The organism is Aliiruegeria sabulilitoris, assembly GCF_001558155.1.
Classification (GTDB): domain Bacteria; phylum Pseudomonadota; class Alphaproteobacteria; order Rhodobacterales; family Rhodobacteraceae; genus Tropicimonas; species Tropicimonas sabulilitoris.
On record NZ_LOAS01000015.1, the window covers coordinates 30,499 to 43,162 of the forward strand.

At 63.8% G+C, this 12,664-nt stretch carries 9 protein-coding genes; 6 read left to right on the forward strand and 3 right to left on the reverse strand.

Features of this window, described 5'->3' with window-relative positions:
* The first annotated feature begins 2 nt into the window (after nt 1–2).
* Complete coding sequence (locus tag AX756_RS15250) at nt 3–2,393, forward strand: peptidoglycan -binding protein (RefSeq protein ID WP_068313287.1); 2,391 nt, start codon at nt 3–5, stop codon at nt 2,391–2,393.
* 3 nt (nt 2,394–2,396) lie between these two features.
* On the opposite strand, the gene AX756_RS15255 is transcribed toward AX756_RS15250, so the two are convergent.
* The 3 genes from AX756_RS15255 to gloB all read right to left on the reverse strand — a co-directional run bounded on the left by AX756_RS15255 (nt 2,397) and on the right by gloB (nt 6,977).
* Nucleotides 2,397–3,404 carry a M23 family metallopeptidase gene (locus tag AX756_RS15255; protein WP_068313290.1) on the reverse strand — a complete coding sequence of 336 codons (1,008 nt, stop codon included), beginning with the start codon at nt 3,402–3,404 and terminating at the stop codon, nt 2,397–2,399.
* On the reverse strand, nt 3,404–5,737 hold the full coding sequence (clpA, locus tag AX756_RS15260; RefSeq protein WP_068313293.1) for an ATP-dependent Clp protease ATP-binding subunit ClpA: 2,334 nt from the start codon (nt 5,735–5,737) through the stop codon (nt 3,404–3,406). The genes AX756_RS15255 and clpA overlap by 1 nt, the downstream gene beginning before the upstream one ends.
* Before the next feature lie 478 nt (nt 5,738–6,215).
* Nucleotides 6,216–6,977: a hydroxyacylglutathione hydrolase gene (gene gloB / locus AX756_RS15265; protein ID WP_068313296.1), complete on the reverse strand. Its 762-nt coding sequence runs from the start codon at nt 6,975–6,977 to the stop codon at nt 6,216–6,218.
* A gap of 66 nt (nt 6,978–7,043) precedes the next feature.
* Here gloB and AX756_RS15270 point away from each other — a divergent pair, with 66 nt between their 5' ends.
* The 5 genes from AX756_RS15270 (at nt 7,044) to atpD (ending at nt 12,656) form a co-directional block, all read left to right on the forward strand.
* Nucleotides 7,044–7,799, forward strand: coding sequence for a methyltransferase domain-containing protein (locus AX756_RS15270; RefSeq protein WP_068313299.1), 756 nt, complete (start codon nt 7,044–7,046; stop codon nt 7,797–7,799).
* Nucleotides 7,800–8,221: 422 nt separating this feature from the next.
* On the forward strand, nt 8,222–8,782 hold the full coding sequence (locus AX756_RS15275) for a F0F1 ATP synthase subunit delta (protein ID WP_068313571.1): 561 nt from the start codon (nt 8,222–8,224) through the stop codon (nt 8,780–8,782).
* Nucleotides 8,782–10,320 carry a F0F1 ATP synthase subunit alpha gene (atpA, locus tag AX756_RS15280; RefSeq protein WP_068313302.1) on the forward strand — a complete coding sequence of 513 codons (1,539 nt, stop codon included), beginning with the start codon at nt 8,782–8,784 and terminating at the stop codon, nt 10,318–10,320. Before AX756_RS15275 ends, atpA begins: the two co-directional genes overlap by 1 nt.
* Before the next feature lie 14 nt (nt 10,321–10,334).
* Nucleotides 10,335–11,213 carry a F0F1 ATP synthase subunit gamma gene (locus AX756_RS15285; protein WP_068313305.1) on the forward strand — a complete coding sequence of 293 codons (879 nt, stop codon included), beginning with the start codon at nt 10,335–10,337 and terminating at the stop codon, nt 11,211–11,213.
* 21 nt (nt 11,214–11,234) lie between these two features.
* Nucleotides 11,235–12,656: a F0F1 ATP synthase subunit beta gene (gene atpD, locus AX756_RS15290; protein WP_068313308.1), complete on the forward strand. Its 1,422-nt coding sequence runs from the start codon at nt 11,235–11,237 to the stop codon at nt 12,654–12,656.
* Nucleotides 12,657–12,664: the final 8 nt, after the last annotated feature.

Consider the following 12,664-nt stretch of genomic DNA (forward strand, 5'->3'; position numbering starts at 1 on the left):
CCATGGCCTTGTCGCGCCGCCGGAGCAGCGACCGTTTCTCGGCCTCGATCTGGCCCGGCTTCGTCGATGCGATGACGGCGCTCCTGCTGGTGCTGATGTTCGTTCTGTCGATCTTCATGATCGTCCAGTTCATGCTGCGCGAGACCATCACCGGACAGGAGAGCGAACTCGACATCCTGCATGGCGAGATTTCGCAACTGGCCGATGCGCTTGGCATGGAGCGGGAAAAGACAACGGACCTGGAACAGCAGGTCGGATCCCTCGGCACGACCCTCGCAGAGGCGCGCGACGAGGCCGACCAGCAGGCCGCGCTGATCGCGGCGCTCACCGCACAGGTCGGCCAGCAGGAAGACGAACTGGCCACTGCGGCCGGACGGATCTCGGATTTCGAATCCCAGGTGGCGGCGCTCCTTCTGGAACGCGACAGCGCGCGCGAAAACGTGGCATCACTGGAAGGGCAGCGCAGCCAGCTTGAAGCTGAGCGCGATGCGCTGACTGAGGCCCGCGATGCATTGAACCAGGAGCGCAGCGCGCTGGAGACGGCGCTGGCCTCGGCGCGCAGCGAGATGGACCTGCAGCAGGAGGAGGCCCGCCTCGCCGCGGCCCGCCGCGAGGCGCTCGAAGCGCTGGTGGCCGACCTTCGTTCGCAGAATGCCGAGACGGATGCCGAACTGGCCGCGAAGCTGGCCGAGGCCGAGGACCTTCAGGACCGTCTGAGCGAGGAAGAGACCGCGCGGCTGGCGGAAGCGGCTGCGGCGGCCAATCTGCGCGAACGGCTCAAGGGGGCGGAGGATGAGCTGACGGCAATGACGCTCGCTCTGGAAGAGCAACGGCGCAAGGCCGAGGAAACGCTCACGATGCTCGCCGCCGCGCAATCGGCCGAAGCCGCTTTGGACGAGAAGCTGGCCGCCGCGCTGGTGGCGCGGCTCAGCCTGTCGGAGCGGTTGGAGTCGGAAAGCGCGGCCCGGCAAGCTGATGCCACCGCGCTGGCCGAGGCGCAGGCGGAGGCCGCGCGGATGAAAGAAGCGCTTGCCGCCGCCGAGGTGGAACGGGCCCGGCTCGCCGCCGCGCTGGAGGATGCGCGCAGCGGGCAATCGGCCGGGGCCATGGCGCTTGGACAGGCGCAGGACGACGTTGCGCGGCTCACGGCGGAACTGGTGGGGCTCAAGAACCGCAGCGAAGCCTTGGCGGCCGAATTGCAGCGCGCCGAGGAAGGTGGCGCAGCAGGAGCCGTCGCGCTGGCCGAGGCGCAGGCCCGTGCCGACACGCTGACGGCGGAACTGGACGCGGAACGCGCGACAGTGGTTCGGCTGACCGCCGAGCGCGATGCGGCGACGGATGAAGGGCTCGGAGCGGCCCAGCAACTCGCCGAGGCTCAACGGGTCATAGAGACGCTCTCGAACGATATTGCAGAGTTGCGCAGCGCGCTTTCCCGCCAACAGGCCGAGAACGAGAGCCTGCGCGCGGCCACAGGCGACGTCGAAACCGTGCGCAAACAGCTCGCTGCGGCGCTCGCGGCCAAGCTGGCGGCGGAACAGACGGTTTCGGAACAGATGAGCGCGGCGGAGCAACGCGCGGCACTCTTGACGGCGGCGCAGCGCGAGCTGGAGCAGAAACAGGCCGAGTCCGCGAAAAGCCAGCGGCGGATGGCGCTGCTCAACGAGAATATCTCCTCGCTGCGCAGCCAGCTTTCCTCGCTCCAGCAGCTACTGGACGCTTCGGAGGCGCGCGATGCGGATTCGCGAGTGGAGATCCAGTCGCTTGGCACCCGCCTCAATACCGCGCTGGCGCAGGTCGCCTCCGAGGAGAAGGCGCGCGCGCGGGCTGAAGCGCAACGCGCCGAGGCGGAGGCCGAACGGGCTCGCCTTGAAGAGGCCGAACGGATCCGGCTTGAGAAAGAGAAGGAGCGGCTGGAGGCCGAGGCGCGCGAACTCAAGAATTACCGCTCCGAATTCTTCGGACGCATGCGCGATGTCCTCGGCGGCCGCGAAGGGGTGCGGATCGAAGGCGACCGCTTTGTCTTCTCCTCCGAGGTGCTGTTCGAGCCGGGCTCGGCCGATATTTCCGAGCAGGGGCGTACACAAATTTCGCGCGTCGCGTCGATCCTGTCCGAGGTCTCGGGCGAAATCCCGCAGGAGATTGACTGGGTGATCCGTGTCGATGGGCATACCGATGACCAGCCACTTTCCGGTTTCGGTGCGTTCCGGGATAACTGGGAGTTGAGCCAGGCCCGGGCGCTGGCGGTTGTCCGCTACATGACCGAAGAACTCGGTTTCGCACCCGGCCGGCTCGCCGCCAACGGATTTGGCGAGTTCCAGCCGGTGTCGACGGAGGACACGGACGAGGCGCGCGCGCGCAACCGCCGGATCGAGATGAAGCTGACCGAGCGCTGAGGCTCACGGAAGCTCGAACAGGATTTTGCGCTTCTCAAGCAACCGCGCGCCGCGCCAATGCGCGACATGGGCCCGGTAGGTGCCGGGGGGAAACCCGCCTTTCGGCGCGTTCAAGCCGTTTGCGCGATAGAACAACGGTTGGTCTCTTTCGAGCTGGAAGCTTCGGCTGTGCTCCAGCCCTGCTTCGCCGCTGAGCGTCAGGACCATCCGGTCCCGCTCCTGTCCGCCAAAGAAAAGCCCCCAGAGCACGATCGCCTCGGGCGCGGCCTCCGGCAGGGCGTTCCCGGGCAGGCCCGCGAGTATCTCCGGAAAATCGGGAACCCTGTCCAGCAGGCCGATCTGGATCAGGCCGCCGGGCCGGTAGGCGGGAATGTCGCCCGCCTGCCAGGCGGAAAGCGCAGAGGTCGCTCCACAGTCCTTGCCGGCGTCGGCGCGGAACGGGTCGATCACTTGCTTGCCGAAGCGGAAGGAGAAATGCAGATGTGGCGCGCTGGCCTTGCCGCTCATGCCGATCTGCCCGATCGGGGCACCGGCTTCGACCATTTCACCTTTCCGTACCGAGACGCTGCCGCGCCGCAGATGGCAATACTGCGTCTCCCAGCCGTCTCCATGCGCGATGACGATGCCGTTGCCGCATTCCCGCGCCGAAACATCGGGCGCGTTGGGGTTTTCTATTTCGATATCGGGCATGTTGTCCCGAATGCCCCGAACGCGCCCCGTGGCGGCAGCGCGCACGGCGATCCCGTCGCCAAAGGCCAGTCCCGGCGCTACGGCGATGTCGGTTCCCTTATGCGCATCGCTGGTGAGCGCGCCGCAAGAATGCTCGATGGCGCCCGGACCTGGATCGCGGTCGACATAGCGGGTAATTCGACAGTTTGTCTCAGAGCAGTCGACCGGAAAAAGCAGGGCAGGGGGCGGTGTCGCGGGGACGTCCGCCAGCGCGGGAAAGGCAAGAAGACAGAGAAAGGGCGCCCGCAGGCGCCCTGTTCCCGATCTTCCGTTTCCCGCCATCAATCCGCGGTCAGAAGCGGCGGCTTGCGCGAGGAAAGCTGCGGCTTGCCCGGCTCATCGACCTGAAGCTTCAGCTCGCCATCCTCTACTGAGACCTTGACGATACCGCCTTTGGTAAGCTTGCCGAAGAGCAGCTCCTCGGCCAGCGGCTTCTTGATGTGCTCCTGAATGACCCGGCCGAGCGGGCGGGCACCCATCTTGTCGTCGTAGCCTCTTTCGGCTAGCCATTCCGCGGCTGGGGTGGTCAACTCGATGGTCACGTTGCGATCCATCAGCTGTGCCTCCAGCTGGAGAACAAACTTCTCGACCACCTGCAGGATAACCTCCTTGCCCAGTGGCGCGAAGCTGACCACCGCGTCCAGCCGGTTGCGGAATTCCGGCGTGAAGGTGCGTTCGATGGCGGCCGTATCCTCGCCCTCGCGCTTGTCGCGCCCGAAGCCGATTGCGGCCTTTGCCATGTCCGCGGCACCCGCGTTGGAGGTCATGATCAGGATCACGTTGCGGAAATCGACCGAGCGGCCGTTATGGTCCGTCAACGTGCCGTGATCCATCACCTGCAGCAGGATATTGAACACGTCCGGATGCGCCTTCTCGATCTCGTCGAGCAGCAACACGCAATGCGGATGCTGGTCCACGCCATCGGTCAGCAAGCCGCCCTGGTCGAAACCGACATAGCCCGGAGGCGCGCCGATCAGGCGGGAAACGGCGTGCTTCTCCATGTATTCCGACATGTCGAAGCGCAGAAGCTCCACGCCGAGCGTGTCGGCCAGTTGCTTGGCGACCTCCGTCTTACCCACGCCAGTCGGGCCGGCAAAAAGGTAGTTCCCGATAGGCTTCTCGGGTTCGCGCAGGCCAGCGCGGGCCAGCTTGATCGCAGCAGAAAGGGCTTCGATTGCGTTGTCCTGCCCGAAGACCACGCGCTTGAGCGTCTTCTCGAGATCACGAAGCACTTCGGCATCGTCCTTGGAGACGTTTTTGGCCGGAATCCGAGCGATCTTGGCAATCACCGCCTCGATCTCCTTGGTGCCGATTGTCTTGCGCCGCTTGCTCTCTGCCACCAGATGCTGGGCCGCGCCCGCTTCGTCGATCACGTCGATCGCCTTGTCTGGCAGTTTGCGGTCATTCATGTAGCGCGCCGACAGCTCTACGGCGGTCTTGATCGCATCGGCGGTGTACTTGATGTCGTGGTGTTCCTCGAAATAGGGCTTCAGGCCCTTCAGGATCTTGATGCTGTCGGCCACGGAAGGTTCGTTCACGTCGATCTTCTGGAAGCGACGGGAAAGCGCTCGGTCCTTTTCGAAGTGCTGGCGGTACTCCTTGTAGGTGGTGGACCCCATGCAGCGAAGCTTGCCGCCCTGAAGCGCGGGCTTCAGCAGGTTGGAGGCATCCATCGCGCCGCCAGAGGTGGCGCCCGCACCGATCACGGTATGGATCTCGTCGATGAAGAGCACAGCATCGGGGTGATCTTCCAATTCGGTGACCACGGCCTTGAGGCGCTCTTCGAAATCGCCGCGATATCGGGTGCCGGCCAGCAGAGCGCCCATGTCGAGCGAAAAGATCGTGGCGCCTGAGAGCACTTCCGGAGTCTCGCCGGCAACGATCTTGCGCGCGAGGCCCTCGGCAATGGCCGTCTTGCCCACGCCGGGGTCGCCCACCAGCAACGGGTTGTTCTTGCGGCGGCGGCAAAGCACCTGAATGCAGCGCTCGACCTCGTTGTCGCGCCCGATCAAGGGGTCGACATCGCCCTTCTCCGCCTTCGCATTCAGATCGACGCAATATTTCGCCAGCGCAGATTCCTTGCCCTCTCCGCCATCGGGGCTGGAGGAGTCATGTTGGCTGGCTTCTTCTTCCATGTCGGCGCCCGTCACCGGACGGCTCTCGCCGAAGCCCGCGTTCTTGGCCACACCATGGGCGATGAAATTTACAGCATCATAGCGGGTCATGTCCTGCTCCTGCAGGAAATAGGCCGCGTTCGATTCGCGCTCGGCAAAGATGGCGACCAGCACATTCGCGCCGGTAACCTCCGTCCGGCCGGAGGATTGAACATGAATCGCCGCCCGTTGGATCACCCGCTGGAAAGCCGCAGTCGGAACAGCTTCGGAGCCCTCCACCTCGGTGACGAGCGTCGACAGGTCTTCCTCGATGAACTCGGTCAGCTTGCCGCGAAGTTCTTCAAGATCAACGTCACAGGCCTGCATGACCTTGGCTGCGTCGGGTTCGTCGAGCAGCGCCAGCAGCAGGTGTTCCAGCGTGGCAAGCTCGTGGCGGCGGGCATTGGCAAAGCCCAGGGCAGCGTGAATTGCCTGCTCGAGAGTGTTCGAAAACGATGGCACAGTTCGTGCTCCTTTTCCTGCGGGGCCTGCGTCGGGAGAGCCCGACGGCGAGAGTGGCCCGTTTGTCTTAAAGTTTGGTGGGCATTGCGGCGGCTTCAAGTGTTTTTTTCATCCGGGGCGCCACTGTGTTCCGCTGATGCACAAAAAGTGATCGAAAGGGGTCGTTGCCGATCCAGACCAATTCATTTCGAGTGCGTGCCAGGGACGCTGACGGCTCGGGCCTTTGACAGCTTTTGCTCGTTTTCTGATTGGTTGCATGGATTTCGCGCCTAACAATCTGGAATCGTTTGACGAATTGTGGCTGATTCTGCCAAGCGAAGCGCGGCGCCGCGAAGCGGCGCCACCGCCGTACGAGCTTTGCTCGGCGGCGCGCCACCCTCTGTGGGAAAAAACGACAGCCGCGTCATTGTGCACTTTCTTCGGGCAACGGGCGAACGGTTCGGGCCGGTTTGCACCTGATTCAGAAGGCCCTTTCGGGTTAGAACGAGTCTTTTCGCCTGCGGATTTCGGCAAATGTCTCGGCATCTGTCGCCCCCGCCATTCCCAGCCCCCGCTTGACCTCCGGCGCGACCGCGCGAAGGAACGGGTTGGTAGCCAGTTCCAGCGAGAGCAGCGAAGGAACGGTTGGCTCGCCAGCCGCGCGGGCGCGGGCCACATCCTCCACACGAGCGACCAGTGCGGCATTTCCCGGATCGACTGTTAGAGCAAAGGCGCCGTTCGCGGCCGTGTACTCATGTCCGGAATAGATCAGCGTGTCGGGCGGCAAGGCCGCGAGTTTGCTTAGCGAGGCCCACATCGTCGGCGCATCGCCCTCGAACAGGCGCCCGCATCCTAGCGCCATCAGGCTGTCGGCGGTAAATGCCGCGCCCGGGAAACAAAAAGCGATATGGCCGATCGTATGGCCTGAAACGTCCAATACCGTCCCGCTGATGCTGCCTACATCAACACTGTCGCCCTCTGCGACCGCCAGGTCGAGTGGGGGAAGGCGATGCGCATCTGCCGCTGCACCGACCACCCGGGCACCGGTTTCGGCGCGAAGCTCTTCCACCCCGTCGATATGGTCGTAATGGTGATGGGTGATGAGGATATCGGTCAGTTTCCAGCCGCGTTCGGCCAGCGCGGCCCGGATCGGGCCCGCATCCGGCACGTCCACCACCGCGGTTGCGCCGCTATCGGCGTCGTGCAGCAGGTAGGCATAATTGTCGGTCCGGCACGGGATCGTGACGATTTCCAGCGACATGACGTTTCCTTTTCCTCGGGAGCCGGTATTGTGCCCACAGCGTGACAAGGGAGCAGTCCGGGCGCAATGCATCTCGATGTGCTGGACCTAAGAAATTTCTACTACAAGACAAAACTGGGCCGCGTTGCCCAGCGGGCGATCCGTGACCAGGTGGTTGGTTTCTGGCCGCCTGAAGAAACGCGTGGCCGTACGGTCGCAGGCTTCGGCTTCGCGGTTCCCTTGCTGCGTCCCTATCTTGGCTCCGCGCGCAGGGTCATTGCCCTCATGCCGGGCCAGCAGGGGGTCATGCCCTGGCCGGCGGGTCAGCCGAATGTCTCCGTGCTTTGCGAGGAAATGCTCTGGCCGCTCGACACGGGCAGCGTCGACCGGCTCATTCTCATGCACGGGCTGGATACCTCCGAGCATGCCTCCGAAGTGCTGGAGGAATGTCATCGCGTCCTCGGCCCCGGCGGGCGGGTGCTTTTCGTGGTGCCGAACCGCTCCGGTCTCTGGGCGCGACGGGATGCGACACCGTTCGGCTATGGCCGGCCCTATTCCACCGGCCAACTCGAAACGCAGCTCTTGCGGCACGGCTTCCAGCCCGAGCGGCATGTCACGGCGCTGTTCGGCCCACCTTCTGAAAAACGCTTCTGGCTGCGCTCGTCGGGTATGCTGGAGAAGTTCGGCCGGCAGGTCTTCAGTTCGCTTGCGGGCGGGGTCTTCCTGACCGAGGCCTCCAAGCTGGTACAGACGCCCGGCGGATCGCCGGTGAAGGATATCGTACGCGACCCGCTCAGGGTGCTGGATGCCGTCAACGCGCCTTCGGGTCCGAAGCCGGCCTGATCTCGCAGCAAGAACCACGGGAGGTGATTCTGTCGGGTTGGGCGTGTCGTCTCAAGAATCGTTCTAAAAGTCGTCGATATCCGGCCTTGCCCCGGCGGCAGCGATTCTCCGGACAATCTGCCGCGGAAATTTTCCGGCTCAAGCAAATGCCGCGTTGCGGCATTCAATGTATGCAATTGCACACCGAAAACGGTTGCTTTGGGCGCTAACGACAGCTTCAAACCGCATTATGGAACACTTCGGTTGGAAGTTCCTTTCACCGGGTAGGTTTGCGCAAGGATCTTGCGTGCTCCAAGAGAGTTGCGGGGGGCAGACGGGTCTGTTACATCGCTTTTCGACTTATGGGGGGAACAGTCGTTTCCACCGGAACAAATTGTGTCCGGGGGCTTGAGCCCGGATGCATCAACAGCAGAGGGGTGGACGTGTCAGAAACGGCTTCGATTTCCTCCAGCATCGCCGGACGCTACGCGCTCGCGGTGTTCGAACTAGCCAAGGACGAGGGCAAGCTAGCCGCCCTCGAAGCCGATACCGACGCCTTGTCGGCCGCGGTTGATGCCTCGGAAGACCTGCGGGCGATGGTCGGTTCCCCGATCTATTCCCGCGACCAGCAGACGGCCGCGATTACGGCCGTTGCCGAGGCCATGGGCCTCGACGGCACCACCAAGAATACGCTCGCGCTGATGGCGTCCAAACGCCGCCTTTTCGTGCTGCCGCAATTGCTGGCCGCCCTGAGCGCGATGATCGCCGAAGAGAAGGGCGAAGTCACCGCCGAGGTGACCTCCGCGACCGCGCTGAACGAAGCACAGGCCGGCGCCGTCGCCGAGATGTTGAAGTCCCGCTTCGGCAAGGACATCAAGCTGAATTCCACCGTCGATGAAAGCCTCATTGGCGGTCTTATTGTCAAAGTGGGCTCCAAGATGATCGATACGTCGGTCCGTGCGAAGCTCGCTTCTCTCCAGAACGCTATGAAAGAGGTCGGGTAATGGCATTGCAAGCTGCGGAAATCTCCGCGATCCTCAAGGACCAGATCAAGAACTTCGGACAGGAAGCCGAAGTCGCCGAAGTCGGTCAGGTGCTGTCGGTTGGTGACGGTATTGCCCGCGTTCACGGTCTGGACAACATTCAGGCCGGCGAGATGGTCGAATTCCCCGGCGGTATCCGGGGCATGGCGCTGAACCTCGAAGTCGACAACGTCGGTATCGTCATCTTCGGTTCGGACCGCGACATCAAGGAAGGCGACACCGTCAAGCGGACCAAGGCCATCGTGGACGTTCCGGTCGGCGACAACCTGCTCGGCCGCGTGGTTGATGGTCTCGGCGCGCCGATCGACGGCAAGGGCCCGATCGAGGCCGCCGAGCGTCGCGTTGCCGACGTGAAGGCTCCCGGCATCATCCCGCGTAAATCGGTGCACGAGCCGATGGCGACCGGCCTCAAATCCGTGGACGCCATGATCCCGATCGGCCGTGGCCAGCGGGAACTGATCATCGGTGACCGCCAGACCGGCAAGACCGCCGTGGCGCTCGACACGATCCTGAACCAGAAGGCCTATAACGACGCCGCTGGAGACGACGAGTCCAAGAAGCTTTACTGCATCTACGTGGCTGTCGGTCAGAAGCGTTCGACCGTTGCTCAGCTGGTGAAGAAGCTCGAAGAGACGGGAGCCATCGAATACACCACCATCGTGGCCGCGACCGCTTCCGACCCGGCGCCGATGCAGTTCCTCGCTCCTTACTCCGCCACCGCAATGGCCGAGTATTACCGCGACAACGGCCGCCACGCTCTGATCATCTATGATGACCTGTCCAAGCAGGCCGTCTCCTATCGCCAGATGTCGCTGCTGCTGCGCCGCCCGCCGGGGCGTGAAGCCTACCCGGGTGACGTTTTCTACCTGCACTCCCGCCTGCTGGAGCGTTCGGCCAAGCTGAACGAGGATAACGGTTCCGGCTCGCTCACCGCGCTGCCGATCATCGAAACTCAGGGCGGCGACGTGTCGGCCTTTATTCCGACCAACGTGATCTCGATCACCGACGGCCAGATCTTCCTGGAAACCGAGCTGTTCTACCAGGGCATCCGCCCGGCCGTGAACACCGGTCTGTCGGTGTCGCGCGTGGGCTCCTCGGCCCAGACCAACGCGATGAAGTCGGTCGCCGGCCCGGTGAAGCTGGAGCTTGCGCAGTATCGCGAGATGGCCGCCTTCGCCCAGTTCGGCTCCGATCTCGACGCCTCCACTCAGCAGCTGCTGAACCGTGGTGCACGCCTGACCGAACTGATGAAGCAGCCGCAGTACTCGCCGCTGACCAACGCGGAGATCGTCCTGGTCATCTATGCCGGCGTGAACGGCTACCTCGACAAGATCGCCGTCGCCGATGTCAGCCGCTTCGAAGCCGGTCTGCTGAACTTCGTCCGTGGCAAGCATGCCGACCTGCTTGATTGGATCACCAAAGAAGATCCGAAGATCAAGGGCGAGGCGTCCGACCGCATCAAGGCCGTGGTGGAAGAGTACGCCAAGGGCTTCGCGTAAGCGAGGAATGGTAGATGCCCAGCCTTAAGGACCTCAAAAACCGGATCGATAGCGTCAAGTCGACGCGAAAGATCACCAAGGCCATGCAGATGGTGGCCGCCGCGAAACTGCGGCGGGCCCAGGATGCGGCCGAGAGCGCCCGGCCTTACGCCGAGCGCATGGAGGCCGTCATGTCCGGCCTCGCCGCCTCCGTTGGCGGCAACGACGGCGCGCCCCGGCTTATTGCCGGGACGGGCAGCGACCAGGTGCATATGCTGGTCGTGATGACCTCGGAGCGCGGACTCTGCGGCGGTTTCAACTCCACGATCGTCAAGGCCGCACGGCTGAAGATCGAAGAGCTCAAGGCCGCCGGCAAGACGGTGAAGATCCTCACCGTCGGCAAGAAGGGCCGTGAGCAGCTCAAGCGTGATTACAGGAGCCTCTTTGTCGATCACGTCGACATGAGCGAAGTGAAGAAGGTCGGTTACGGGAATGCCTCGGCTATCGCCAAGGACCTCATGGACCGTTACGACGCCGGCGAGTTCGACGTCTGCACGATCTTCTACAACAAGTTCATCTCGGTGATCTCCCAGGAGCCGACGGTCAAACAGATCATCCCCGCAACGTTCGAGGCGCCCGAAGAGGGTGCCGAGGCGGGCGCGCTCTACGATTATGAGCCCAGCGAAGAGGGTGTCCTGGCCGACCTGCTGCCCCGCGGCGTGTCGACCCAGATCTTTACCGCCCTGCTGGAAAACGGCGCCTCGGAAGAGGGCGCGCGGATGTCCGCGATGGATAACGCCACGCGCAATGCCGGCGAGATGATCGACAAGCTGACGATCGAGTACAACCGCTCGCGTCAGGCCGTCATCACCAACGAGCTTATCGAAATCATTTCGGGCGCCGAGGCGCTCTGAGAAACTGGAGACACATAGCACATGGCTAGCATTGGCAAAGTGACCCAGGTCATCGGCGCCGTCGTCGACGTCCACTTCGACGGCGAACTCCCCGAGATCCTGAACGCCCTTGAAACCGATAACAACGGCAAACGCCTCGTTCTGGAGGTTGCCCAACACCTCGGCGAGCACACCGTGCGCACCATCGCCATGGACGCGACCGAAGGTCTCGTCCGCGGCGCCGAGGTGAAGGATCTCGAAGGTCCGATCCAGGTTCCCGTGGGCAACGCGACCCTCGGCCGGATCCTGAACGTCGTTGGCGAACCCGTGGACGAAGGCGGCCCGGTCGAGGCGACCGAGTACCGCGCCATCCACCAGCCGGCTCCGGAATTCGCCGAGCAGTCGACCGAATCCGAAGTCCTCGTAACCGGCATCAAGGTCGTCGACCTGCTGGCGCCCTACGCCAAGGGCGGCAAGATCGGCCTGTTCGGCGGCGCCGGCGTGGGCAAGACGGTTCTCATCATGGAGCTGATCAACAACATCGCGAAGGTGCACTCGGGCTTCTCCGTGTTCGCCGGTGTTGGCGAGCGGACCCGAGAGGGTAACGACCTTTACCACGAGATGATCGAATCCGGCGTCATCACGCCCGACAATCTCGAGGACTCCAAGGTGGCCCTGGTCTACGGCCAGATGAACGAGCCGCCGGGAGCCCGTATGCGTGTTGCCCTGTCCGGCCTGACGCTGGCCGAGCAGTTCCGCGACCAGTCCGGCACCGACGTTCTGTTCTTCGTGGACAACATCTTCCGCTTCACCCAGGCCGGCTCCGAGTGTTCGGCGCTTCTGGGTCGTATCCCCTCCGCCGTGGGCTACCAGCCGACACTGGCCACCGACATGGGCCAGCTTCAGGAGCGGATCACCTCGACCAAGGGTGGCTCGATCACCTCGGTTCAGGCCATCTACGTGCCTGCGGACGACCTGACCGACCCCGCGCCGGCCACGTCATTCGCTCACCTCGACGCCACGACCGTTCTGTCGCGCGCGATTTCCGAGCTTGGCATCTACCCGGCCGTGGACCCGCTCGACTCCACCTCGCGTCTGATGGACCCGGCGGTTCTGGGCGATGAGCACTACAAGGTTGCCCGTGACGTGCAGGGTATCCTCCAGCGCTACAAGTCGCTGCAGGATATCATCGCGATCCTCGGCATGGACGAACTGTCCGAAGAGGACAAACTCGTCGTGGCCCGCGCCCGGAAGATCCAGCGCTTCCTGTCGCAGCCCTTCGACGTGGCCCAGGTCTTCACCGGTTTCCCGGGCGTGCAGGTGCCGCTCGAAAAGACCATCGCCTCCTTCAAGGCGGTTGTCGCCGGCGAGTACGACCACCTGCCCGAAGCCGCCTTCTACATGGTCGGCGATATCGAGGAAGCGGTTGCCAAGGCCGAGCGCATGGCGGCGGACGCCGCATAAGGAGGGCT